Source organism: Ruegeria sp. BHSA163, from assembly GCF_059613365.1.
This window is the reverse complement of the sequence record NZ_JBXWSJ010000006.1, coordinates 16,385-40,030: the sequence shown is the minus strand read 5'-3', so window position 1 is coordinate 40,030 and position 23,646 is coordinate 16,385. Positions and strand designations below refer to the sequence as shown.

Annotated in this window: 21 protein-coding genes and 2 tRNA genes; 13 read left to right on the top strand and 10 right to left on the bottom strand. The window is 52.0% G+C overall.

Annotated features, from left to right (window positions below):
• The first annotated feature begins 50 nt into the window (after nucleotides 1-50).
• The 5 genes from tgt (at nucleotide 51) to uvrA (ending at nucleotide 7,448) form a co-directional block, all read left to right on the top strand.
• Nucleotides 51-1,181, top strand: coding sequence for a tRNA guanosine(34) transglycosylase Tgt (gene tgt / locus AC2FNV_RS04675; RefSeq protein WP_170606770.1), 1,131 nt, complete (start codon nucleotides 51-53; stop codon nucleotides 1,179-1,181).
• Between the two features lie 203 nt (nucleotides 1,182-1,384).
• Nucleotides 1,385-3,793 (top strand): endopeptidase La, encoded by a 2,409-nt coding sequence (gene lon, locus AC2FNV_RS04670; RefSeq protein ID WP_170606772.1) that lies wholly within the window; start codon nucleotides 1,385-1,387, stop codon nucleotides 3,791-3,793.
• A 419-nt stretch (nucleotides 3,794-4,212) separates the two neighbouring features.
• Nucleotides 4,213-4,289, top strand: a tRNA-Asp gene (locus AC2FNV_RS04665).
• A gap of 52 nt (nucleotides 4,290-4,341) precedes the next feature.
• Nucleotides 4,342-4,418, top strand: a tRNA-Asp gene (locus AC2FNV_RS04660).
• A gap of 171 nt (nucleotides 4,419-4,589) precedes the next feature.
• The gene (gene uvrA / locus AC2FNV_RS04655) at nucleotides 4,590-7,448 is read left to right on the top strand and encodes an excinuclease ABC subunit UvrA (protein ID WP_170606774.1); all 2,859 of its coding nucleotides are present in this window, start codon (nucleotides 4,590-4,592) and stop codon (nucleotides 7,446-7,448) included.
• Between the two features lie 6 nt (nucleotides 7,449-7,454).
• Here the strand turns inward: uvrA and AC2FNV_RS04650 are convergent, their stop codons facing one another.
• The 4 genes from AC2FNV_RS04650 to AC2FNV_RS04635 form a co-directional block, all read right to left on the bottom strand.
• Nucleotides 7,455-7,841, bottom strand: a complete 387-nt coding sequence (locus tag AC2FNV_RS04650) for a hypothetical protein (RefSeq protein ID WP_170606776.1) — start codon at nucleotides 7,839-7,841, stop codon at nucleotides 7,455-7,457.
• A gap of 99 nt (nucleotides 7,842-7,940) precedes the next feature.
• Entirely contained in the window at nucleotides 7,941-8,813 is an 873-nt protein-coding gene (mmsB, locus tag AC2FNV_RS04645; protein ID WP_170606778.1) for a 3-hydroxyisobutyrate dehydrogenase, read from the bottom strand.
• 3 nt (nucleotides 8,814-8,816) lie between these two features.
• On the bottom strand, nucleotides 8,817-9,857 hold the full coding sequence (locus AC2FNV_RS04640) for an enoyl-CoA hydratase/isomerase family protein (RefSeq protein ID WP_170606780.1): 1,041 nt from the start codon (nucleotides 9,855-9,857) through the stop codon (nucleotides 8,817-8,819).
• A gap of 7 nt (nucleotides 9,858-9,864) precedes the next feature.
• A complete protein-coding gene (locus AC2FNV_RS04635; RefSeq protein ID WP_496772538.1) occupies nucleotides 9,865-11,007 on the bottom strand; it encodes an acyl-CoA dehydrogenase family protein in 1,143 nt (380 codons plus the stop codon).
• A 159-nt stretch (nucleotides 11,008-11,166) separates the two neighbouring features.
• Here AC2FNV_RS04635 and AC2FNV_RS04630 point away from each other — a divergent pair, with 159 nt between their 5' ends.
• Nucleotides 11,167-11,535 carry a hypothetical protein gene (locus AC2FNV_RS04630; RefSeq protein WP_496772537.1) on the top strand — a complete coding sequence of 123 codons (369 nt, stop codon included), beginning with the start codon at nucleotides 11,167-11,169 and terminating at the stop codon, nucleotides 11,533-11,535.
• Nucleotides 11,536-11,589: 54 nt separating this feature from the next.
• Complete coding sequence (locus AC2FNV_RS04625) at nucleotides 11,590-12,027, top strand: hypothetical protein (protein WP_496772536.1); 438 nt, start codon at nucleotides 11,590-11,592, stop codon at nucleotides 12,025-12,027.
• Between the two features lie 2 nt (nucleotides 12,028-12,029).
• On the opposite strand, the gene AC2FNV_RS04620 is transcribed toward AC2FNV_RS04625, so the two are convergent.
• Nucleotides 12,030-13,145: a carboxylate-amine ligase gene (locus AC2FNV_RS04620; RefSeq protein WP_170480333.1), complete on the bottom strand. Its 1,116-nt coding sequence runs from the start codon at nucleotides 13,143-13,145 to the stop codon at nucleotides 12,030-12,032.
• Between the two features lie 139 nt (nucleotides 13,146-13,284).
• On the opposite strand from AC2FNV_RS04620, the gene AC2FNV_RS04615 reads away from it, so the two are divergent.
• Both AC2FNV_RS04615 and AC2FNV_RS04610 read left to right on the top strand, forming a co-directional pair.
• Nucleotides 13,285-14,136, top strand: coding sequence for a class I SAM-dependent methyltransferase (locus tag AC2FNV_RS04615; protein WP_170606785.1), 852 nt, complete (start codon nucleotides 13,285-13,287; stop codon nucleotides 14,134-14,136).
• 71 nt (nucleotides 14,137-14,207) lie between these two features.
• Nucleotides 14,208-14,684: a fasciclin domain-containing protein gene (locus AC2FNV_RS04610; protein WP_170606787.1), complete on the top strand. Its 477-nt coding sequence runs from the start codon at nucleotides 14,208-14,210 to the stop codon at nucleotides 14,682-14,684.
• Nucleotides 14,685-14,759: 75 nt separating this feature from the next.
• On the opposite strand, the gene AC2FNV_RS04605 is transcribed toward AC2FNV_RS04610, so the two are convergent.
• Together AC2FNV_RS04605 and AC2FNV_RS04600 are read right to left on the bottom strand one after the other, a co-directional pair.
• Complete coding sequence (locus tag AC2FNV_RS04605) at nucleotides 14,760-15,359, bottom strand: L,D-transpeptidase (protein ID WP_170480339.1); 600 nt, start codon at nucleotides 15,357-15,359, stop codon at nucleotides 14,760-14,762.
• Between the two features lie 208 nt (nucleotides 15,360-15,567).
• Entirely contained in the window at nucleotides 15,568-17,067 is a 1,500-nt protein-coding gene (locus AC2FNV_RS04600) for a CoA-acylating methylmalonate-semialdehyde dehydrogenase (RefSeq protein WP_170606789.1), read from the bottom strand.
• 104 nt (nucleotides 17,068-17,171) lie between these two features.
• Between AC2FNV_RS04600 and AC2FNV_RS04595 the strand changes: the two genes are divergently transcribed.
• The 3 genes from AC2FNV_RS04595 (at nucleotide 17,172) to coaD (ending at nucleotide 19,149) form a co-directional block, all read left to right on the top strand.
• Nucleotides 17,172-18,074 carry a LysR family transcriptional regulator gene (locus AC2FNV_RS04595; RefSeq protein WP_170480343.1) on the top strand — a complete coding sequence of 301 codons (903 nt, stop codon included), beginning with the start codon at nucleotides 17,172-17,174 and terminating at the stop codon, nucleotides 18,072-18,074.
• Nucleotides 18,075-18,134: 60 nt separating this feature from the next.
• Nucleotides 18,135-18,572, top strand: coding sequence for a CBS domain-containing protein (locus tag AC2FNV_RS04590; RefSeq protein ID WP_170480345.1), 438 nt, complete (start codon nucleotides 18,135-18,137; stop codon nucleotides 18,570-18,572).
• A gap of 85 nt (nucleotides 18,573-18,657) precedes the next feature.
• Nucleotides 18,658-19,149, top strand: a complete 492-nt coding sequence (gene coaD / locus AC2FNV_RS04585; RefSeq protein ID WP_170480347.1) for a pantetheine-phosphate adenylyltransferase — start codon at nucleotides 18,658-18,660, stop codon at nucleotides 19,147-19,149.
• Nucleotides 19,150-19,198: 49 nt separating this feature from the next.
• Here coaD and AC2FNV_RS04580 read toward each other — a convergent pair whose 3' ends face one another.
• Both AC2FNV_RS04580 and gap read right to left on the bottom strand, forming a co-directional pair.
• Entirely contained in the window at nucleotides 19,199-19,342 is a 144-nt protein-coding gene (locus tag AC2FNV_RS04580) for a hypothetical protein (RefSeq protein ID WP_170480349.1), read from the bottom strand.
• A gap of 71 nt (nucleotides 19,343-19,413) precedes the next feature.
• Entirely contained in the window at nucleotides 19,414-20,415 is a 1,002-nt protein-coding gene (gene gap / locus AC2FNV_RS04575; protein WP_170606791.1) for a type I glyceraldehyde-3-phosphate dehydrogenase, read from the bottom strand.
• A gap of 181 nt (nucleotides 20,416-20,596) precedes the next feature.
• Between gap and AC2FNV_RS04570 the strand changes: the two genes are divergently transcribed.
• Complete coding sequence (locus AC2FNV_RS04570) at nucleotides 20,597-21,559, top strand: DUF808 domain-containing protein (protein ID WP_170606793.1); 963 nt, start codon at nucleotides 20,597-20,599, stop codon at nucleotides 21,557-21,559.
• A gap of 50 nt (nucleotides 21,560-21,609) precedes the next feature.
• Here AC2FNV_RS04570 and tkt read toward each other — a convergent pair whose 3' ends face one another.
• Entirely contained in the window at nucleotides 21,610-23,634 is a 2,025-nt protein-coding gene (gene tkt, locus AC2FNV_RS04565) for a transketolase (RefSeq protein WP_170606795.1), read from the bottom strand.
• Nucleotides 23,635-23,646: the final 12 nt, after the last annotated feature.

The window sequence follows — 23,646 nt, the reverse complement described above, 5'->3', positions numbered from 1 at the left end:
GCCTCGACAGATGAGGCAAAGCCTGCCCGTTCTGGACCCGAGGCATAACGATGACTGACCGTTTCTCATTTGATTTGAAAGCAACAGATGGAAAGGCCAGAACCGGCGTAATTCATACGCCAAGGGGTGAGGTTCGGACACCTGCTTTCATGCCTGTTGGCACTGCCGGTACTGTGAAAGCGATGATGCCAGAAAGCGTGCGCGCAACCGGGGCTGACATTCTATTGGGAAATACGTACCACCTGATGTTGCGCCCTACAGCGGAACGTATAGATCGTCTTGGCGGATTACATAAGTTCATGAATTGGGACTTACCGATCTTAACAGACTCGGGCGGATTTCAAGTAATGTCTTTGGCCGGGCTGCGCAAACTTACAGAAAAAGGTGTCACCTTCAAATCTCACATCGATGGTTCGAAACATGAGCTTACCCCGGAACGTTCGATGGAGATTCAACGTTTGTTGGGTTCTGACATCGTTATGTGTTTCGATGAATGCCCAGCGTTGCCAGCGGACCGCCATCGCATCGCGGAATCGATGCGCCTGTCTATGCGATGGGCAGAAAGGTCGCGTGACGCATTTGGAGAAAGACCAGGCCACGCTCTGTTCGGCATAATGCAGGGTGGTTTGGAACAGGATCTAAGACAGGAGAGCGCCGAAGCACTGACGTCTATCGGCTTTGAGGGTTACGCTGTAGGCGGTCTGGCGGTTGGGGAAGGGCAACAAGCCATGTTTGGCTGTCTTGATTATGCGCCCGGTTTTCTGCCTGTCGATAAACCACGTTATTTGATGGGAGTGGGGAAGCCAGACGACATCGTCGGCGCTGTTGCCCGTGGAATTGATATGATGGATTGCGTACTTCCATCTCGCTCTGGCCGTACCGGACAAGCGTTTACACGTTTTGGTGTCGTGAATATTAAAAATGCGCGTCATGCTGACGACCCGCGACCGCTGGATGAAGAATGTAGCTGCCCTGCTTGCTCAAACTATTCACGGGCGTATTTGCACCACGTGTTTCGCGCAAATGAAATGATCTCGGGAATGTTGCTGACATGGCATAATTTGCATTATTTTCAGAAGATTATGCATGGAATGAGGAATGCGATCGGAAATGGTACGTTTTTGTCTTGGCAAGAAGAATTCTATTCCAAAAGAGAACAAGGCGATATCGAGCCGTTGTGACCCATTAATCGAAGAAAATTGCCGGATATGTGCGCTTGATGCCTTGCAGTCGGTTCGACCTCGGGTCATTCTTAAGCCCAACAGGTGATGGTAAGGTTGAAATGTGGCGCGAACCGCCCCACCTTTACCGTCCAAGACAGGAGACGGCCGGGAGTTGCCTCGATGAGGGACCAGAGCCGTCTTGCCAACGATAAGGATAGAGCATGCAAGAGCCTCTGAACTCCTCATACCCAGTACTGCCACTGCGCGATATTGTTGTGTTTCCACACATGATCGTCCCACTTTTCGTGGGCCGAGACAAATCTGTCCGCGCCCTGGAAGAGGTTATGCAGGATGACAAGCAAATACTATTGTCCAGCCAAGTAGACCCGGGCGAAGACGACCCGGATACAGACGGCATTTACCGTTCAGGAGTGCTGGCCAACGTACTGCAATTACTGAAATTACCGGATGGTACAGTCAAAGTTCTGGTCGAAGGTCAGGCTCGGGTTCAAATCACAGAATTTCTCGAAAATGAGGATTTCTTTGAGGCTCGTGCGGAATATCTGACGGAGATTCCGGGTGACGTGACTACCACGGAAGCGTTATTACGGACCGTCGCAGATGAATTCGAGCGTTACGCCAAAGTTCGCAAGAACATCCCCGAAGAAGCGTTGACAGCAGTTGGCGAAACGACGGAGCCAGCCAAATTGGCTGACTTGGTATCAGGTCATTTGGGTATCGAGGTTGAGCAAAAGCAAGAATTGCTGGAAACGCTATCTGTAAGTGAGCGGCTCGAAAAGGTTTATGGCCTGATGCAGGGCGAAATGTCTGTTTTGCAGGTCGAGAAAAAGATCAAAACACGCGTCAAATCACAGATGGAGAAAACACAGCGCGAGTACTATCTGAATGAGCAAATGAAGGCGATTCAGAAAGAGCTTGGCGATGGCGAGGATGGAAGTAACGAAGTCGCCGAACTGGAAGCTAAGATCGCAGAAACCAAGCTGTCTAAAGAAGCCCGGGAAAAGGCCGAAGGTGAGTTGAAAAAACTCCGCAATATGAGCCCGATGTCGGCCGAAGCTACTGTAGTTCGGAACTATCTAGATTGGATTCTTTCTCTGCCGTGGGGCACCAAGTCTCGCGTTAAAAAGGATTTGGGTCGTGCGCAGGATATTCTCGATGCTGATCACTATGGCCTCGAAAAGGTCAAGGAACGGATTGTCGAATATCTGGCAGTTCAACAGCGTTCGAAAAAGCTGAAGGGGCCGATCTTGTGCCTTGTGGGTCCCCCGGGTGTTGGTAAAACCTCTCTCGGTAAATCAGTTGCCAAAGCTACAGGTCGTGAGTTCATTCGCATCTCGTTGGGTGGTGTGCGTGATGAATCTGAGATTCGTGGGCACCGCCGCACCTATATTGGTTCGATGCCTGGCAAGATTATCCAGGCGCTGAAAAAGGCGAAAACTACAAACCCGCTCGTCTTATTGGACGAAATTGATAAGATGGGTCAGGATTTCAGAGGTGACCCAGCCTCGGCCATGTTGGAAGTTTTGGACCCGGAACAGAATAATACGTTTATGGATCACTACTTGGAGGTCGAATATGATCTTTCCAATGTAATGTTCCTGACCACTTCGAACAGTTACAACATGCCTGGGCCTTTGTTGGACAGGATGGAAATTATCCCGCTTGCTGGTTACACTGAGGATGAAAAAAGCGAGATCGCCAAACAGCACTTGATCAGCAAGCAGATCAAAAACCACGGGCTGAAAGCAAAGGAATTTGATCTGACTGACGAGGCGCTGCAGTCGATTATCCGTACCTACACGCGGGAAGCAGGAGTGCGGAACCTTGAACGTGAGATCGCCAAAGTAGCGCGAAAATCACTGACCAAGATCATCAAGAAAGAAGCGGAAACCGTGACGGTTACGCCTGACAATCTTGATGAATTCCTTGGCGTGCCCAAATATCGCTACGGCTTGGCGGAGCAAGACGATCAGGTTGGTGTGGTGACTGGCTTGGCGTGGACCTCGGTTGGAGGCGACCTGCTGCATATTGAGGCTCTTAAACTGCCCGGTAAGGGCCGGATGAAGACCACCGGTAAGCTGGGTGATGTGATGAAGGAGTCCATCGACGCGGCTTCGTCTTATGTTAGGTCCGTTGCGCCTGAAATAGGGGTGAAACCGCCGAAGTTCGACAAGATTGATATCCACGTGCACGTGCCTGACGGAGCGACCCCCAAGGACGGTCCAAGCGCAGGACTGGCTATGGTAACGTCAATTGTTTCGGTTCTGACGGGCATCCCAGTACGTAAAGACATTGCCATGACGGGCGAAGTGTCCTTGCGTGGGAACGCAATGCCGATAGGCGGATTGAAAGAAAAACTGTTGGCGGCGCTGCGCGGTGGAATAAAGACTGTGCTGATACCGGAGGAAAATGCAAAGGATTTGGCTGAAATCCCGGATAACGTTAAGGACGGGCTTGATATTATTCCGGTAAAACATGTTTCGGAAGTTCTAGAGCATTCGTTAGTCCGCAAGCCCGAACCTGTAGAATGGGACGAGGCGGCAGAAGAGGCGGCTGCGGCTGCGACCAAGTCCGCAGACACAGGTGGGCAGACGGCGACTGCTCACTAATATTCGCAACATAGTACTTTCAAAGGCGGGCTTAATGCCCGCCTTTTTTGACTGCCCAAAGGTTGCAACTCTAAACCACGGCCCCTCAGAATCTATGTATAACGCTCCGTGGTGTTTGACTGGCATGACGTTAATCCTGCCGATCATGAAGTTGATATGATATCAATGCGTTGCGGACAAATTTTCACTCGCTCATAATTCTAGAAGAATCTTTGAGAAACCATCAAAAGTAATTTCTCGATAAAACATCCACTCGTCGCCAGACAAAAGGAATTTGCTCAAAAAGATTAATCTAATCGTTCTGAAATGTCTCGCGGTCCAGAAAACCTCGAAAACAGGAAAAAACTTTAAAACGCCGCTTGACGATACCGGGGTTGAGCCATAATACACCCCAACGTTCAGCAATGAACGGGCAGTGGGCGGTTGTAGCTCAGTTGGTTAGAGTACCGGCCTGTCACGCCGGGGGTCGCGGGTTCGAGCCCCGTCAACCGCGCCATCGCTGCCAGCCTTAGATCCGGGCAAATGGATCGGACATAGACCCAAAATGCGCGGTTGTAGCTCAGTTGGTTAGAGTACCGGCCTGTCACGCCGGGGGTCGCGGGTTCGAGCCCCGTCAACCGCGCCATCATTAATTCAAACTGAATTACAAATTGTGCGCACCCGAAGTATGGGGCCGTGGTGGCAATGTGAATTGGTGTCGGCAATAAATCGTTAGTTCACACTTTGTTCTAAATTTTTTGTTGGAGACTCAGTGCCGCTCGCCTATTTCTAAGACACTTATGTTTTGGGGGCCGAAATGGCTGAACTAAAGAATATTGAGGTGCGTGGCGCACGCGAGCATAACCTCAAAAGCATTGATGTTGATATTCCACGTGACCAGCTTGTCGTGATTACAGGGCTTTCTGGTTCGGGTAAGTCTTCATTGGCCTTCGACACCATTTATGCCGAGGGCCAACGCCGCTATGTCGAAAGCCTTTCGGCTTATGCGCGGCAATTTTTGGATATGATGGAAAAACCAGATGTGGATCACATCAGCGGTCTTTCACCTGCTATTTCCATTGAACAGAAAACGACTTCGAAGAACCCTCGCTCGACGGTGGGCACTGTAACGGAAATTTACGATTACATGCGCCTGCTGTTTGCACGTGCCGGGACTCCCTTTAGCCCGGCAACGGGGCTGCCAATCGAAGCGCAGCAGGTGCAAGATATGGTGGATCGAATAATGACGATGGAGGAGGGGACACGCGGCTACCTTCTTGCTCCAATCGTCCGTGATCGGAAGGGAGAGTATCGAAAAGAGTTTCTAGAGCTTAGAAAACAAGGATTCCAACGCGTTAAGGTCGACGGCGCGTTTTACGAGTTGGATGAACCACCGACGCTGGACAAGAAGTTTCGCCATGATATCGACGTGGTGGTAGACAGACTTGTGGTGCGCGAGGGCATGGAAACCCGATTGGCCGACAGTTTGCGAACCGCGCTGGACTTGGCCGATGGCATCGCGATTCTTGAAACGGCTCCGCGCGAGGGCGATCCGGAACGTATCACATTCAGCGAAAATTTTGCTTGTCCGGTCAGTGGTTTTACGATCCCGGAAATCGAACCTCGGTTATTTTCTTTCAATGCGCCATTTGGGGCCTGCCCGGACTGTGATGGTTTGGGAGTCGAATTGTTTTTTGACGAACGGCTGGTGGTTCCGGATCAAACCCTACAGCTTTTTGATGGTGCGCTGGCGCCGTGGCGAAAGGGAAAATCACCCTATTTCCTGCAGACAATCGAAGCAATAGCGCGCCATTATGAATTTGATAAGAACACACCTTGGAAGGACTTACCTGCCAAAGTTCAGCAGGTTTTCTTGCGAGGATCAGGCGAAGAAGAAATCCAGTTTCGGTACGACGAAGGCGGGAGAGTGTATCAGGTCACGCGCAGCTTTGAAGGCGTCATTCCAAATATGGAACGCCGCTATCGCGAGACAGACAGTGCCTGGATCCGCGAGGAATTCGAGCGTTACCAAAACAATCGGCCCTGCGGGACCTGCAACGGATATCGGCTTCGGGCCGAGGCTCTTGCGGTCAAATTAGCGGGCCTGCATGTTGGGCAAGTGGTCGAGATGTCAATCCGCGAAGCGCTGGATTGGATAGAGGACGCTCCAAATCATCTCAGTAGCCAGAAAAACGAAATTGCTCGTGCGATCTTGAAAGAAATACGTGAAAGGCTTGGGTTTCTGAATAACGTAGGTCTGGAATACCTTACGCTTTCACGTTCAAGTGGCACATTGTCAGGTGGTGAAAGCCAGCGCATCCGTTTGGCCAGCCAGATCGGCTCGGGGCTGACTGGTGTGTTGTACGTTTTGGATGAACCTTCGATCGGGTTGCATCAACGTGATAATGACCGCCTTTTGGGGACACTCAAGAACCTTCGAGATCAAGGTAATACGGTGATTGTTGTCGAGCATGACGAAGAAGCAATCCGTGAAGCCGACTATGTTTTTGATATCGGCCCAGGAGCTGGAGTGCATGGAGGCCAGGTCGTGAGCCATGGCACGCCTGATCGCATCGCGGGGGATGCAGCTTCTATAACTGGGCAGTATTTGTCGGGAACGCGAGAGATTGCCGTGCCGGCCGAAAGACGCAACGGCAAGAAACACAAGGTTACGGTGGTTAAGGCGACCGGGAACAACCTTAAAAACGTGACTGCGGAATTTCCACTTGGCAAATTTGTGTGCGTGACGGGTGTCTCTGGTGGAGGTAAATCTACCTTAACAATCGAAACCTTGTTCAAGACGGCCTCGATGCGCCTTAATGGTGCACGTCAAACACCAGCCCCCTGCGAAACGATAAAAGGTCTTGAATATCTGGACAAGGTTATCGACATCGACCAGCGTCCCATCGGGCGGACTCCTCGTTCAAATCCAGCCACTTATACCGGGGCTTTTACCCCAATCCGCGATTGGTTCGCAGGCCTGCCCGAGGCGAAGGCGCGTGGGTACAAGCCAGGTCGGTTCAGCTTTAATGTCAAAGGTGGTAGGTGCGAGGCTTGTCAAGGTGATGGTGTAATTAAGATCGAGATGCACTTTTTGCCAGACGTGTACGTGACGTGCGAGACCTGCAAAGGAGCGCGCTACAATCGAGAGACACTGGAAATTAAGTTCAAGGGTAAATCCATCGCGGATGTGCTTGATATGACGGTGGAAGACGCTCAGGAGTTTTTCAAAGCCGTTCCGTCGATCCGAGATAAGATGGATGCTCTGGCGCGGGTTGGGCTTGGATATATCAAGGTCGGGCAACAGGCGACCACGCTTTCGGGCGGTGAAGCTCAACGAGTGAAACTTTCAAAGGAGTTGTCTAAACGTTCGACTGGCAGGACGTTGTATATCCTGGACGAACCAACAACTGGTCTGCATTTTGAAGATGTTCGCAAGCTTTTGGAAGTACTGCATGAACTGGTCGATCAAGGCAACACTGTCGTCGTAATCGAACACAATCTGGACGTGGTTAAGACTGCGGACTGGATCATCGACATCGGCCCCGAAGGCGGAGATGGGGGCGGCCAGATCGTAGCCGTGGGAACACCCGAAGATGTGGCTGATTGCGAACGCAGCCACACGGGTCGATATCTTAAACCAATGCTGGAAGGTCGTGCAGTTGCGGCAGAATAATTCGGATTAGTACAAGATATCCGCGACAGCGCCGATCAAATTAAGCACCTTTTGTGTGTCGGGATCGACACGATAGACATAATTGCCTGCGCGCACGTAATTTCCACGACGGTCCAGACCGTAGCGGAAAGGATCCTCAATCCAAGTATAGTCGCTACCTATCTGGTCTCCGACACGATACCGGTTCTTGACTTGACCAGGTGGAACACACGGTACGGCCTTTTTGGCAAGGCCGGGCGGACAATGCTTCGACTTTGCCACAATAACACCATCTTGCGGTACCGCTCGGTGGACTTCAAAACCCTTGCTCTTACTCTTTCCATTTCCAGCTAACCCAATGGTTGGGCTAATGGCCATCAGCGCGATCGATACTAAAAAGGCGTTAGGTTTCATTTACGCGGTCTCCAACAAGGAATTGTGGATCATATAGCCACTAAAGTTGCTGGATTCCCGCGAATTCTACCCCTTGAGCGGGTTTTCGCCTTGATGCGATCAACTGCGATTGCGTTTTTCATAACGTGGAAGCATCGCACTGAAGTCCATACCCATACCATTCTCGTTTTCTACGAACTGCTCATATAAATTTGTTGCGATGTATCCCATTGGGGTGTCTGCATCCACGCTTTCTGCTGCCTGCTGACTAAGGCGCAAGTCTTTGAGCATGAGTTCGGCGGCGAACCCGGGTTTATAGTCATTGTCGGAGGGGCTTTGAGGGCCGACACCCGGAGCGGGGCAATAGGCGTTCATGGTCCAGCTATAACCAGATGAAGTGCTGACGACATCGAACATTTTTTGCCGGTCCAGTCCTAGCTTGTCTGCCAAGGCAAAAGCTTCGCACGTAGCGATCATTGTCACGCCCAAGATCATGTTATTGCAAATCTTTGCTGCTTGCCCTGCGCCGGATTCTCCGCAGTGAACGGCCTTCTGTCCCATAATATCGAATAACGGGGCAGCTTGGGCAAACGCCGCTTCACTGCCGCCAGCCATAAACGTCAGAGTTCCAGCCGCTGCTCCGCCAATTCCACCCGAAACCGGAGCATCGACAGGAAGAAGCCCAACAGTCTGAGCCTGATTTGCGACAGCACGCGCACTTTCCACGTCAACTGTCGAACAATCCACGAACCCAGCACCCGCTTGCATCACTGGTATGATGTCGTCAGCAACTGCGCGCAAGATTTCGCCATTTGGCAACATAGTGATCACCACGTCCGCGTCCGATGCAGCCTCTGCGCTCGATCCGGCCATCACTACGCCCTCGACGCTTACGCTTGCCATATCAAACCCTACGACTAAGTGCCCCGCCTTTGCCAAATTGGCGGCCATCGGTGCGCCCATATTTCCAAGCCCAATAAACCCAATTTTCATTGCCTACTCCTCCGGAAAACTTAATGCATCCGATCCAAGCGGCTGCAGCATTTTTGAAACCGCTACCGCCGGGACGTTCATGTCGGCAAATTGCCATTGCGGATTGCGGTCTTTGTCGATGATTTGGGCGCGAATTCCCTCTAGGATGTCTCCGTGTTCCATAGCTCTGAAGGTGAACCGGTACTCCAATTCCAGCGCCTTTCGTATGGTCAAACTCGTTCCTCGCAGCCGGTGAAGCATCTCTATCGTGCAGGCAACTGAAAGAGGCGAATTGCGTCGAAGGGCGGTCATCGCCTTGTTCGAAAACTCGGATTCAATGTTGCGTAAATTGTTCAAAATGTCTGACAGGGTCTCTCCATCAAAACACTGATCGATTTCTGCCTGTAGATAGTTAAGAGTCCCAATGGGTGGCGTATGCGCGTGATCGTCTATTATTTCGGCGCGTCCTGAAGCCTCAAGCAACTCGATCAGGTCGGGCCAGTTTATTTGCGGGATAAAGTAGTCCGCGAAACCAACAAGGATCGCGTCTGCCGGACCCATGCGATACCCGGTAGTGCCCAGGTATTCTCCTAGTCTTCCTGGCGCAAGTGCAAGCATGAGCGATCCGCCAACGTCGGGCACCAAACCAATCGAGCATTCGGGCATCGCAATCTGAGAACTTTCTCCTACCACTCTGTGGCTTCCGTGGCATCCGATCCCAACGCCACCGCCCATGGTGAAGCCCTGCAAAAAACTGATTACGGGCTTGGGGTACTCAAATATCAGCGCATTCAATCGATACTCATCGCGCCAAAAAGTCTGACCAAAAGAAAAATCTTCTTTAGTGCCAGTTTCGTAAAGTTCCGCGATATCACCACCGGCGCAAAAGGCCTTTTCCCCTTCTGCATCCAGAATAACCAGATCCACATCGTCGTCCTCGCGCCAGTTGCGCAGGGCGCTATCGATAGCCATACACATATCATAGCTGAGGGCATTCAGCGCCTTATGACGGGTCAAAGTAATACGCCCGGCGCGTCCTGTCGTTCGAATATCGATGTCCGGCATTGAGTCCTCAGCGATTTTTCAACATCTGCCGCGCGACGATGACGCGCATTATTTCATTGGTGCCTTCCAAAATCTGATGCACGCGCAAGTCACGTACAAGTTTTTCGATCCCGTAGTCGGCAAGGTAACCATACCCGCCGTGAAGTTGCAGACACTGATCGACAATTTTCGAGCCCGTCTCGGTAACGAACTTTTTGGCCATGGCGCAGAACTTGGTGGCGTCCGGTGCACCCTGATCCAGCTTCCATGCTGCATGACGCAGAAACGTGCGGGCTGCTTGCAAATCGATTTCCATATCTGCAAGGCGGAATTGCAAGGCCTGAAACTGATCAATTGATTGACCGAATGCTTTTCGTTCCGACATGTACTGAAACGTCATGTCCAAACCGTTTTGCGCCGCCCCCAGGGAACAGGATGCGATATTCAACCGGCCGCCATCCAGCCCCATCATCGCGTATTTAAATCCATCGCCCTCAGATCCAATAAGATTTCCCGAGGGAATTTTGCAATCGTCGAACTGAACTTGAGCCGTCGGCTGGCTCTTCCAACCCATCTTTTGTTCAAGGGCTCCAAAGCTTAGGCCGGGTGTTCCATCTTCCACGTAAACAGAAGATATCCCCTTGGGCCCGTTCTCACCGGTACGAACCATGCAAACATATGCGTCAGAGTAGCCACCCCCTGAAATGAAGGCTTTGGTACCATTCAATGTATAGCCTTCGTTTGTTCGTTCTGCGCGCGTTTTCAAAGCAGCTGCGTCGGACCCTGAACCGGGTTCCGTCAAGCAATAGCTGAGAACGGTGTTGAGACTAAGAACATCCGGCATTATCCGCGACTTCAACTCATCATTGGCGAAGCTGTCTAGCATTTTGGCGCACATGTTGTGGATCGACAGAAACGCCGCCACGGAAGGGCACGCCATGGAAAGGGCTTCGAAAACAAGCGTCGCATCTAGTCGCGTTAACCCAGAACCCCCGGCTTGTTCCGAGACATAGAGTCCGCCGAAACCGAGTTCACCAATCTGTGGCCAAAGCTCTTTAGGGATCGTGCCGTCGGCTTCCCACTGTCGAGCAAATGGCGCGATGTGCTCTTGCCCAAATGCGTGTGCCATGTCGAATATGGCTGTCTGTTCCTCGGTCAGCGCGAAATCCATGGCGGAAAATCCCTGTTGCTGGTGGAATTGAACAAGTGTTTTATTATTCAATCCTTACAGAACTTTTGCAATGACAGCAAACCATCCAGTCAAGTTTCGGGAACTCCCATGATGCGCTATAATGCAGGCATTGTTGCAAACAAATTTACGGAGGCATTGATGTCCAATTTCAAAATGGCAGTAGTCGCCATTCACGGCATGGGAAGCCAGCATAATCCGCAGAACCAACCTCCGTCGTCCACGCCCACATTTTCAAAGGATCTACGGAAGAAAGTTGCTAGAGAAGTTGGCTCGGACATGGACAAAGTGAACTGGCAAGAAGTTGTTTGGGCTCAGATTTTGCAGGGACGACAAAAGGGATACCTACGTAAGATCAATCGGAGCCTGGGCTATGACAAGTTGCGCGAATTTGTTGTCTGCAACTTGTCGGATGCGGCGTCTTATCGTCCTACTCCTGATGGAGGTGACAAGATTTACGCCGCAATTCACGAAAAAATAGAGCTCGTGATGCGGGTCATCCGGCATTAGATCGGGGACCACGCCCCGATTTTAATCGTAGCCCACTCACTGGGCGGTCACATAATGTCGAATTATATTTATGACAAACAACGACACTTGAGGCACGGTGGACCGCCAACAGAACCCACGCCAGTTGAAAACATGCAAACAGTGGCCGGCATCGTGACATTTGGCTGCAACATCCCAATTTTCCTGTTTGCCTATCCCGAAAACGAAATTTATCCGATCATGGCACCAAACCGGGATCTGCCGCCTGCGCTGCGGTTTCGGACCTGGTGGTACAACTACTATGATCGTCACGATGTTTTGGGCTTTCCATTAGGCAAAAGTGCTCCGAGTTACGAACAATTGGCCAGAGACAGGGCGCTGAGAGATAAGCCAATAAATGCTGGTAAGATTTTCACATCTTGGAACCCGTTTTCGCACAACGGCTACTGGAAAGATCGGGATTTGTACGAGCCGGTAGCGGACCGCATCAAAGACATTCTTGCGCGGGTCTGACTTTAGAGGTCAGCGTGGAATTCCTGGATCAAGTGCTCGACTACCGCTTTGCCCGGATCGGCCCCGCTGGCGGCAGCCTCGGCATGTACGCGGCGTTGACGGGTTGCCGAGGTTCCGTTTTCCGCGATTTGACGCAATCGGGCAAGTTCAGACATGGTGCCCAAAGCTTCGGCATCTTCTGCCAGCATGCCCATCAATTCACCCATAAGCTCGGCCATTGGTTTAATCGAACGGTCCCCAAAATCAATCAAACCTTCGCCAACGCCGTAACGCTGGGCGCGCCACCGATTTTCTCCAATTAAGAAACGGTCATACTGCCGCCACCTAAGGTTTCGTGCCTTCAGGCGGCATAGCATTCGGGTAAGAGCCTGATTGAGTGCGGCCAATGACAAGGTATGTTCCAGTCTGGGTTGAACATCCATGATACGAGTTTCAAGGGTTGGAAACCGATGTGAGGGTCGCAAATCCCACCAAATTTTGGTGGTATCTTCGATCACTCCCAGTTCGACAAGTGCACCGGTGGTCCGTTCATATTCAGCCCAACTTCCAAAGATAGGCGGCAGACCCGTACGCGGTAGATTGTCAAATACGGTTAATCGGTAAGAAGACAAACCAGTATCTTCGCCGCTCCAGTAGGGAGAGGAGGTGGATAGCGCCAACAAATGAGGCAGGAAATATGAAAGCTGAGGCATTAGATCAGCCCGCAGGGCCGGGTCCTCGATGCCGACATGCACATGCATCCCGCAAATCAGCATACGGCGCGCGACGCCGCCCAAAGCATGTTGCAACGCGTCGTATCGTTCCTTGCGGGTGTGGTGCTGGTCCTTCCAATTGGCAAATGGGTGACAGGAAACAGCAATAGGTGCCAGATTATATTCCGCAGCCCGTTTGGAGACACAAGAGCGCAGGCGCTTTAAGTCTTCTCGCGCGCTCTTAATCGTTACATGAGGTCGCGTCCCAACTTCGATTTGGCACTGCAGAAATTCAGGGCTTACTTGACCTTCAAAATCAGCCTGACATGCGTCCATCAACGCTTCTGGGGCTTCAGCAAGTTGCAAGCTGTCGCGGTCGACCAGCAGGTATTCTTCTTCAATACCAAGAGTAAATTCTTGCTGCATCGCGCTCCCCCGTCGTTCAGGTTAAACCAGTGAATACGGAATTAACCGGTTTGCCAAGGGATTGACGCAGTGCGGCTTGCGAACACCCGGCTCCCACGGGTAAGGAGCATCAATCAGATCATTGCTTGGAGTCACCTGCGTGAAACCCAGAAAATTTCCCCGAATAAATTCTGTCCTTGATCGGATTAGCGTAAAGCTTATCGACAAAGTGACCGAGCGGGAGGAACAAGCGCGTTTGGAGACTTTTGAGCGCGCTGGCGGGTTGGCCAAACCTGCATATGCCCTGTCTCCGGGAATGGAGGGGTTTGATGTAACGCAGCTTCTCGAAGAGTTTTCGACCCATTCACAAGCGCTGGAAGCTTTGAAAGACCCCGCTAAAAATCAAACCGGCTATCGTTCCGGAAATGGCTACTATGACAGTCCGGACGCCGATGCGCTTTATCTGATGATCCGGCGTTTTCGACCAAAGAATGTTGTCGAGGTGGGTTGTGGGAACTCAACCCGGGTGACAAGGCAGGCGATCATTGATGGCGGACTGGAGACGAAAATCACTGCAATAGATCCCTTTCCAAGGGCCGACATAGCGCACGTGGTAGATTCATTTGAACAAAAACGGTTGGAGGAAGTCGATCCTGCGCTTTTCGAAAGACTGGAAGCAGGCGATGTCTTGTTTATAGATTCTAGCCATGTCGTGAGAGTCAGTAACGACGTCGCGCATCTGTTTTGCAGGATCATCCCATCCCTGAAACCAGGTGTTGTTGTTCACGTGCACGATGTTTTTTTACCTTTCGAATACCCCAAGCGCTTTTTCTACGATTGCCCCGGCTGGGGGGAGCAGTACATGCTGCACGCAATTCTTCAATCTGGTTCATTTTCAATGCTTTGGCCGGGTTACTTTCTACAGCAGATGCGGCCAGATGTGGTTGAGGCACTGCCTTTCTTAAAGGACGGTCGAGCGCAAAGTATCTGGGTTCAAATTAAAGAAAATTGAAACCAAAGTGATCCGCTAGCGCAAACCTGCCGTATCCGTCCTCATAACAAGCTGGAGAGGAGAAGACAGCCATGTTCCGCCGTACATTTATGGGCGCAGCCGCCGCACTAGCCTTTGCTATGCCTTTAAAAGCCGAAGCAGCAGACATCGTTGATACCGCTGTATCAGCAGGTTCGTTCAACACCTTGGTCGCTGCCGTCCAAGCTGCTGGTTTAGTAGATACGTTGAAAGGCGATGGTCCATTTACAGTGTTTGCTCCGACGGACGAAGCGTTCGCGGCACTACCAGAAGGTACAGTCGAGTCTTTGTTGTTGCCCGAAAATAAGGATCAGCTCGTCTCGATCCTGACCTACCACGTAGTACCAGCGAAAGTGATGTCAGGCGACATAGCAGGAAAGCGTGCGAAGGTACTTACAGTGCAGGGTGATCGGCTCAGCGTAAACGCGAAAAACGGTGTCAAAGTCAACGATGCTAAAGTCGTAAAGGCTGACATTGAAGCCAGCAATGGTGTCATACACGTCGTAGACGCGGTAATTCTGCCAGAATAATTACTGGTATCCTCTAAAAGGTAAGCCCCGGTCCAGAACGGCCGGGGCTTTCCATTTTGAAAATCCAGCCTGCAGTTAGACCAGTCGTACCTTTGTGCCAACCTTAACCAGCGGATACAGTTCTTCAACGTGCTGGTTGTAGAGGCCAATACACCCAGACGAGCTTTGACGCCCGATCTTGCGAGTATCATGCGTGCCGTGAACCAAGTAAGCCGGCCAAGACAGGTACATTGCGCGGGTTCCTAGCGGATTACCAGGGGCGCCCCCTTCGATACTCACGGGCAGGGATGGATCCCTTTCACGCATGGACGCGGTCGGCGTCCAGCTTGGATTTTCTCGCTTTCTTACAACTTCAGTGTAACCGCGCTTAGTAAGTTCCTCGCTCATTGGAACAGAACTTGGATACAGTTTATAAGTGCCGTCCGGCCCCCAATAATGGACTGCGCGACTGGTGATATCGGCCAACAAACATCCAACTCCGATCTGATCAAAATGATCTTGCCAGCTCTGTTGCGAAAACGACGAAGTGTTGCGACGCACAGGTAATTGCGTGCTGATCGCTTCCTCGTCCTGCGGAAACGCGTCCAGGCTTTGAGCGCGTAAAAGGGTGGGGGTCGCCAAAAGGGACGACACGCCCAGCAAAGCGGAACGACGGGTAATACGGGATTGGGACAATGCTGCCTCCGAGGATAAAATCTGCACAATCGTCAACTTGGCGGCAAACTATTCGCACAAACACTAATTTTCCAGAGTTGTGGTTCTGAATTTCTCGTGATTGCGGCACTTGGGCATTATGCTATCAGTTTTTTGAAAAACTCGGCCAATTTATTTGGCCGAGTTTCGTTTCTTAGGTGAGTGAGAGTGAGTGGTGGTGCTGTCTGGATCAGTCCATGGCTTTGAAGTTGAACTCGCCACCTTCCTTGATCCCGGACGGCCAGCGTGACGTCACAGTCTTAGTACGGGTATAAAACTTAAAGCTGTCGGGGCCATGCTGGTTCAGATCCCCAAACATGGATTTCTTCCATCCACCGAAGGTGTGGTAGGCCAACGGCACTGGAATTGGGACGTTGACGCCAACCATGCCGATGTTGATGCGGCTGGCAAAGTCACGCGCAGTATCACCGTCGCGGGTAAAGATAGCTGTGCCGTTGCCGTATTCGTGATCCATGGCAAGTTTCAGCGCCTCTTCGTAGGATCCCGCACGAACGGTGGAAAGTACCGGGCCAAAGATTTCCTGTTTGTAGATATCCATGTCAGGGGTGACATGGTCGAACAGATGAGGGCCAACAAAGAAGCCGTCCTCATATCCCTGCAAACTAAAGTCGCGGTTATCAACAACCAATTTCGCGCCTTGTTCCACGCCCGAGTTGATCAGCCCAAGAATACGCTGCTTTGCGGCACCTGTAACGACCGGCCCCATGTCCACATCATCACCAGCGGTATATGGTCCAACCTTAAGCTTTTCGACACGTGGTATCAGTTTTTCTATTAGTGCGTCGGCTGTTTCCTCGCCTACCGGAACCGCGACTGAAATTGCCATGCAGCGTTCGCCCGCTGCACCGAAACCAGCACCAACTAACGCGTCTGCCGCTTGGTCCATATCAGCGTCTGGCATAACGATCATGTGGTTTTTTGCACCACCGAAACATTGCGCGCGCTTACCGTTCGCAGTTGCACGTGAATAGATATATTGTGCAATCGGCGTGGATCCGACGAAAGACACACCCTGAATTATTTCGCTATCTAGAAGAGTATCGACGGCTTCTTTGTCGCCATTAACGACTTGGAACAAGCCCTTTGGCAAACCAGCTTCTACAAACAGTTCAGCCAGCATCAGTGGGACAGAAGGGTCGCGCTCGGATGGCTTCAACACCACGGCGTTGCCGCAGGCCAAAGCTGGACCAACATGCCACAACGGCATCATGGCCGGGAAATTGAAAGGCATGATCGAGGCAACAACACCAAGCGGTTGACGCATCGAATACATGTCGATGCCTGGGCCCGCGCTGTCAGTAAATTCTCCCTTAAGCATCTGTGGGGCGCCGATGCAATATTCGATCACTTCCAGACCACGTTGCAGGTCGCCCTTGGCGTCGGGAATGGTTTTACCGTGTTCGCGGCTTAGCGCTTCGGCCAGTTTGTCCATGTCTCGGTTTATCAGGCCGACCATAGCCATCATAACACGTGCGCGTTTTTGCGGGTTCGTTGCACCCCATGCAGGCTGGGCGGCCGCTGCCTGTTCGATGGCCATAGTTGTCTCGTCAGCACTCGCCATTGGGCATTTGTACTGAACTTCACCCGTCGCAGGGTTGAATACATCGTCGAAACGACCAGACGTGCCCGGTACCATCTCGCCGTTAAAAAAATGAGTCAGGTCGTTCATTGCAAACTCCTCAGATAAATTTAGCCGCACAATAGACTTGCAAAAATCCCCCGAACAGAGGCAATGTCTCAAAAGAGCTTTGCAAAAATGCAAAGAGGACAGGAATGACACCAAACTGGGACGACATGCGGATATTCCTGGCGATTGCGCGCGAGGAAAGTCTTTCGGCGGCGGGGCGTATCCTTAAAATTGATCCAGCAACCGTAGGGCGCAGGATTGCCCGCCTCGAGGCGTCTTTGGACACGGTGCTATTCACCAAATCGCAGCAGGGTTACGTATTGACTGCCGCTGGTGAAAGACTGATGGATCATGGGCTTCAAGCGGAAGAGGCGATGCGGAGTGCAGCCGGAGCCGTCGCTGGATCTACAAAGTCTCTGAGTGGTCAAATCAGAATCGGCGCGCCAGACGGATGCGCCAATTACTTACTTCCACAAGTTTGTTCGCGTATCTGCGACGCCAACCCAGACCTCGACATACAAATTCTAGCCTTGCCGCGGATCATCAACCTTTCCCGGCGAGAGGCCGACATGGCGGTAACCGTTAGTGCGCCTACGGCAGGCAGGTTGTTGGTCCAAAAGATAACAGACTACCGGTTGCATGTGGTGGCCAGTCAAAATTACTTGCAACGAAACGCACCCATAATGTCAGGCGATGACCTAAAGCGGCATCGAATGATCGGATACATTCCAGACATGATATTTGATCGTGAGCTGGATTACTTGAATGACCTTGGAATTGACAGGGTTGCCCTGGCATCAAATTCCGTCTCAGTACAGTTGCGGCAGGTGTCGCTGGGATCAGGCCTTTGTGTTGCACATGACTTCACCCTTCCGTTTCATCCCGGACTGCAAAAAATTGTAACGGATCAAGTTAGTTTGACCCGGAGTTTCTATCTGGTTCGGCATCAGGGGGATCAGCGCAACGAACGGCTGAACCGCTTCGCTGGTGAGCTGACGCAAGGCTTGCGCGATGAGGTTACGCGACTTGAGGCAGAAGCTTCACCTTGACAGGTTCATTCATTCCGGCAACGCTTTGTAAAACGGCAAATTATTTCGGAGGTTTTGCATATGCTGGTTCAGGCCATTCTCACATCAAAGGCTACCGATGGGGTGGTGACGATTGAGCCGTCGGCAACAATTTCCGAAGCCGCCAAAATTCTCGCTGAAAAGAGGATTGGCACGGTCGTAGTCTCAGAAGACGGCGGACAAACGGCAATCGGAATTTTATCCGAACGGGATATAGTACGGGAATTGGCTGCAAGCGGCAGTGGCTGTCTGAATAAAACTGTCAGCACCTACATGACCAAGAAGCTTGTGACAGCCAGTCGTCAAGATTCGGTTCAGGATGTCCTCGCGCAAATGACCGAGGGTCGGTTCCGCCACATGCCAATCGTTGAGGACGGTCAACTCCTGGGCATCGTTACCCTTGGCGACGCCGTTAAGGCGCAATTAACCGAGTTGGCCATGGAGAAAGATGCGCTCGAAGGCATGATAATGGGTCACTGACGCTCGCCCGGCTCATGCCGAACCCTTGCACCTATGACAAAGTTGTGTTTGCTTGCGCCGAAATTTTGCTGCGCTGGAGTGTTTGATGCGCGTTGGATTATACCCCGGAACTTTCGACCCGATCACGTTGGGGCATATTGACATAATTCGGCGCGCAACAGCGTTGGTTGATAAATTGGTGATCGGGGTCGCGATCAACCGAGACAAAGGACCTTTGTTTTCTCTGGAAGAACGCGTAGCGATGATCGAGGCTGAATGCGCATTTCTAACAGAACAGACCGGCACCGAAATTGTTGCATATCCGTTTGAAAACCTTCTGATCGACTGTGCGCGGGACGTTGGAGCACAGATCATCGTACGTGGTTTGCGCGCCGTGGCGGATTTTGAGTATGAGTTTCAGATGGTTGGTATGAACCGGGCATTGGATAACTCGATTGAGACTGTCTTTCTAATGGCTGAGGCCCGGCATCAGGCGATTGCATCAAAGCTGGTTAAGGAAATCGCAAGGCTGGACGGTGACGTTTCAAAGTTCGTTACCCCGCGAGTGAATGATGCATTGCGCGAACGGCTTGGCTAAAACTCCGATCGAGCGTGTGAACGTGGGTGAAAGGTCCGTTAGGTTTTTCTCAGCGCCAAAAGGCTAGCCAATCAAGAAAGTCGTACAGTTTTTTGCCCAGAAACAACAAATGTTCGGTTCCTACCAGGGCCACATCCACTACGACGCCCCCAAGAATGAGAACACCTAGCCAGATGGCGATTTGATTGGTCATAGCGGCCCCGAACGAAAACGCCCGCCCAGATAACCTGAGCGGGCAAATAGGTTCAAGCAAAGTCCTTAATTTCAGTTAAGGCGTCCCATTGTAACAGCGACGTCGGCCATCCTTACGGAGAATCCCCACTCATTATCGTACCAAGCCAACACGCGCACCATGCGGTTGTCGACGACACGAGTCTGGTCCGGGGCAAAAATCGAGCTTTCCTCGGTGTGATTGAAATCCGTCGAAACAAGCGGCGCTGGTTCAAAACCTAATACGCGCTGCATGGGCCCTTTGGCGGCTTCTTCGACGATCGCGTTCACTTCTTCAACCGTCACATCGCGCGCGGCGCGAAAGCTGAGGTCGACCGCCGAAACATTTGGTGTAGGGACGCGAATTGCGGAACCGTCCAAGCGCCCTTTGAGATTGGGGAGAACTTCACCCAGCGCCTTCGCGGCACCTGTACTCGTAGGGATCATTGACATCGCTGCAGCACGCGCGCGGTAAAGGTCGCTGTGTCTACGGTCCAGCGTCGGTTGGTCACCGGTATAGGCGTGGATCGTGGTCATAATACCGTGTTCGATGCCTATTCCCTCGTCCAGAACCTTGGCAAGCGGAGCAAGGCAATTCGTGGTGCAGGATCCGTTGGACACCATTCTGTCCTTTGTAGAAAGGCTATTGTGATTGACGCCAAACACTATTGTCTTGTCGACATTCTTTCCGGGGGCTGACAGCAAAACCCTTTGAGCGCCCCGCTCAAGATGCGTCTTGGCCTTATGGCCATCGTTGAATTGGCCAGTGCATTCCAGAACGACGTCACAGCCTTCCCAGTCCAGTTCGTTCAGTTCGTATGTCGAAAACATCTCCATAGGGCCGCGGCCAAGGTCCATGGTGCTACCGCTGATGGAAATGTCACGAGGAAAGCGCCCGTGTATGCTGTCGTATTTCAAGAGGTGCGCAGATGTTTCAAGGGGGCCGGTTGCGTTGACCTTGATCACTTCAATGTCGTTGCGGGCCGAAGCCGCGATGTGGGAGAGAGTACAACGGCCAATCCGGCCAAAACCATTTATACCGACCTTAATGGTCATACGACGCCTCCAAATTCGCTTGCGTTAATGGCCATATAGCGACGAAACCAATTTCCCAAAAGAGTAAAAACGTCATATTTCTAAGGTGTTAGCGCAAACTTGCGCCGATTGCGCTAACGCTTGCGCTAATCTTTGAATCAGTTAGGGTCCAGGTGCGACGGATGAGACGAAGGAAAGCGCAATGAGTGGTCTTTTGGCCCTGTTAGACGACGTGGCGGGAATTGCAAAAGTAGCCGCGTCTTCGGTCGACGACGTAGTAGCGGCGGCAGGTAAGGCAGGGGCCAAGACTGCAGGTGTCATTATTGACGACGCGGCTGTTACACCAAAGTACGTTCAGGGATTTGCTCCGGCTCGGGAATTACCGATCATCTGGCGTATCGCTCGGGGCTCGGTCTTCAACAAAATAGTTCTCTTGCTTCCGGTCGCTTTGTTACTTGCTAATTTTGCTCCTTGGATGATCACGCCATTGCTGATGATAGGGGGGTCATATCTATGTTTCGAAGGCGCGGAAAAGATATTCCACGTCCTATTTCCACATGGCAGCCATGAAATTGACGAAGATATGAAAGTCCGCGACCCAGGACATCTTGAAGAGCAAAAGGTCAAAGGAGCCATCAAAACAGATTTTATTCTGTCTGCTGAAATTATGACGATAGCACTGGCAGCTATCGAAGCGCCGAATCTATGGATGCAAGCAGCCACCCTCGCGGTAGTGGGAATTGGTGTCACGGTTGCCGTTTATGGATCCGTCGCGCTGATCGTGAAGATGGATGATGTGGGGCTGTTTTTGGCAAAGTCCGCGCATACACCAATTGGCCGCGGCATGGGGCGCGGACTTGTCAAGGCGATGCCTGTCGTAATGAAGGTTCTTTCGGTCGTTGGGACCGCCGCCATGCTATGGGTTGGCGGGTCAATAATAATCCATGGGCTTGAGGTTTTGGGTTTTGGGTGGCTGGGCCACCACATCCATGACTGGGCTCATGCAATTGGCCATTCGGTCACGGATCAGTGGACCGGGGTTGTCGAGTGGGTTTCCAAGGCGACAATGGACGGTATTTTTGGCCTAGCTTGGGGTTTTGTCCTGATCCCAATCGCGACCAAAGTGGTCGGACCCATGCTGTCCAAGAGGTCCGAGACGCATTGAAAACGGGCGGTCAAAGCCGCCCGTGACCAGTTGAAACTGCTCGTCACAACTTACAGTCCTAGAAGACCCTTTACTTTGGCAACCGCAGACGCAGCTATAATGTCGAAATGTTTGTATAAATCCCCGGCAGGGGCGGAGGCTCCGAAACTTGACATACCGATGAAGCCTGCTTTGGCCTCTCGTCCGCGCTCTCCAAGCAGCCATCGGTCCCAGCCTCCGGCCCGAACAGCCGCTTCGATGCCTACTCGCACTGGGCCACCGGGCAGAACGCGCTTTCGATAGGCTTCCTCCTGCTGAGCGAACAGCTCCATGCATGGCATAGAAACAACGCGGGTGCCGATACCTTCGGCTTCAAGCATCGCCTTAGCTTCTATCGCCAGCGAAACTTCGGAACCAGTGGCGATAAGAATTGCCTGCCGTTTACCTTCGGCTTCAGCCAGAACATAAGCGCCTTGCGCGGTCAGGTTCTTGGCCTTGTGCTGGGTTCTTACCGTTGGAACACCTTGACGCGTCAGTGAAAGAACCGACGGACTTGTTTTGAAGGTTAGCGCCAACTCCCAAGCTTCGGCAGTTTCAACAGTATCCGCTGGCCGGAAAACGTAAGTATTCGGTGTCGCGCGGGAAATTGCCAGATGTTCGACCGGTTGGTGGGTAGGACCGTCCTCGCCCAAACCAATCGAGTCATGCGTCATGACAAAAACAGTGGGCACTTTCATAAGCGCCGCAAGTCTCATTGATGGGCGAGCATAGTCAGTGAACGCCATAAATGTACCGCCGTAGGGGCGTATTCCACCATGCAAGGCCATTCCGTTCATCGCGGCGGCCATGCCGTGTTCGCGTATTCCGTAGTGGATATATCGACCCTTACGGTTTTCCGGCAGGAAAACGCTCATATCAGCAGACTTAGTGTTATTGGATCCTGTCAGGTCTGCAGACCCACCGATGGTTTCAGGCATGATAGGGTTTACGACATTCAGAACCTTTTCAGAGGATGCTCTTGTGGCCAGTTTAGGCTGTTCCTCAGAAATCTGTTTTTTGAAAGACCGAATAGCCGCAGACAGCTTTTTCGGTGCTTCGAAACTGTAGGCCCGATTAAACTCTTCCTGCTTACGTTCTGACAAAGTGGCAAATCGTTCTTCCCACGCTGCACGTTCAGTCGCGCCCCGGGCTCCAATTGCTTCCCACGCGGTTTTGACGCTTGCCGGAATGTCGAAAGCATCGTGAGGCCAGCCATAGCCCTCTTTCGCAGCTTTCAACTGATCTTGATCCGTCAGCGCGCCGTGGCCTTTTGACGTATCTTGCGCAGCGTGGCCTAAGGCGATGTGACTTTCGCACGCAATCATGGTGGGCTTGCTTGATTTTTTCGCCGCGACGATGGCTGCGTCGATCGCTTGAGGATCGTGACCATCAATTTCGATTACATGCCAACCTGAAGCCTCAAAGCGTTTAACCTGGTCCGTGCGGTCCGCCATATCCACAGTACCGTCGATGGTGATATTGTTGTTATCCCAAAACACAATAAGCTTGCTCAGCTCATGCCTACCAGCCAGAGTAATGGCTTCTTGGCTAACGCCCTCCATCAGGCAGCCGTCCCCGGCGATCACGTAGGTGTAGTGATCCACAACCTTTTTTCCGTAATGCGCGCGCTGAATTTCTTCGGCCATGGCAAACCCAACAGCGTTCGCAATCCCCTGACCAAGTGGTCCGGTTGTCGTCTCGACGCCATCGATCAGAAAATTTTCAGGATGACCGGCGGTTTTGGCGCCCAACTGCCGAAAGTTTTTAATTTCTTCTATCGTCACATCCGCATGACCGGTGAGATACAGCAGAGAGTATACCAGCATCGATCCGTGCCCCGCGGACAGAATGAAACGGTCGCGATCGGGCCAGTTCGGCACCGACGCATCAAATTTCAAGTGCTTTTCAAACAGTACAGTTGCTACGTCGGCCATGCCCATGGGCATACCGGAATGGCCTGAATTGGCAGCAGCGACGGCATCAAGGGTTAAGGTGCGAATAGCCGCAGCTTTGTTCCAATGTTCGGGGTTGGCATTTCGCAGCGCAGTAAGGTCCACGGGCGTTGTTCC

Coding starts and splice junctions, on each gene's coding strand:
- tgt (WP_170606770.1), top strand. CDS start 51: ATGACTGACCGTTTCTCATTTGATTTGAAAGCAACAGATGGAAAGGCC.
- lon (WP_170606772.1), top strand. CDS start 1,385: ATGCAAGAGCCTCTGAACTCCTCATACCCAGTACTGCCACTGCGCGAT.
- uvrA (WP_170606774.1), top strand. CDS start 4,590: ATGGCTGAACTAAAGAATATTGAGGTGCGTGGCGCACGCGAGCATAAC.
- AC2FNV_RS04650 (WP_170606776.1), bottom strand. CDS start 7,841: ATGAAACCTAACGCCTTTTTAGTATCGATCGCGCTGATGGCCATTAGC.
- mmsB (WP_170606778.1), bottom strand. CDS start 8,813: ATGAAAATTGGGTTTATTGGGCTTGGAAATATGGGCGCACCGATGGCC.
- AC2FNV_RS04640 (WP_170606780.1), bottom strand. CDS start 9,857: ATGCCGGACATCGATATTCGAACGACAGGACGCGCCGGGCGTATTACT.
- AC2FNV_RS04635 (WP_496772538.1), bottom strand. CDS start 11,007: ATGGATTTCGCGCTGACCGAGGAACAGACAGCCATATTCGACATGGCA.
- AC2FNV_RS04630 (WP_496772537.1), top strand. CDS start 11,167: ATGTCCAATTTCAAAATGGCAGTAGTCGCCATTCACGGCATGGGAAGC.
- AC2FNV_RS04625 (WP_496772536.1), top strand. CDS start 11,590: ATGTCGAATTATATTTATGACAAACAACGACACTTGAGGCACGGTGGA.
- AC2FNV_RS04620 (WP_170480333.1), bottom strand. CDS start 13,145: ATGCAGCAAGAATTTACTCTTGGTATTGAAGAAGAATACCTGCTGGTC.
- AC2FNV_RS04610 (WP_170606787.1), top strand. CDS start 14,208: ATGTTCCGCCGTACATTTATGGGCGCAGCCGCCGCACTAGCCTTTGCT.
- AC2FNV_RS04600 (WP_170606789.1), bottom strand. CDS start 17,067: ATGAACGACCTGACTCATTTTTTTAACGGCGAGATGGTACCGGGCACG.
- AC2FNV_RS04595 (WP_170480343.1), top strand. CDS start 17,172: ATGACACCAAACTGGGACGACATGCGGATATTCCTGGCGATTGCGCGC.
- AC2FNV_RS04590 (WP_170480345.1), top strand. CDS start 18,135: ATGCTGGTTCAGGCCATTCTCACATCAAAGGCTACCGATGGGGTGGTG.
- coaD (WP_170480347.1), top strand. CDS start 18,658: ATGCGCGTTGGATTATACCCCGGAACTTTCGACCCGATCACGTTGGGG.
- AC2FNV_RS04580 (WP_170480349.1), bottom strand. CDS start 19,342: ATGACCAATCAAATCGCCATCTGGCTAGGTGTTCTCATTCTTGGGGGC.
- gap (WP_170606791.1), bottom strand. CDS start 20,415: ATGACCATTAAGGTCGGTATAAATGGTTTTGGCCGGATTGGCCGTTGT.
- AC2FNV_RS04570 (WP_170606793.1), top strand. CDS start 20,597: ATGAGTGGTCTTTTGGCCCTGTTAGACGACGTGGCGGGAATTGCAAAA.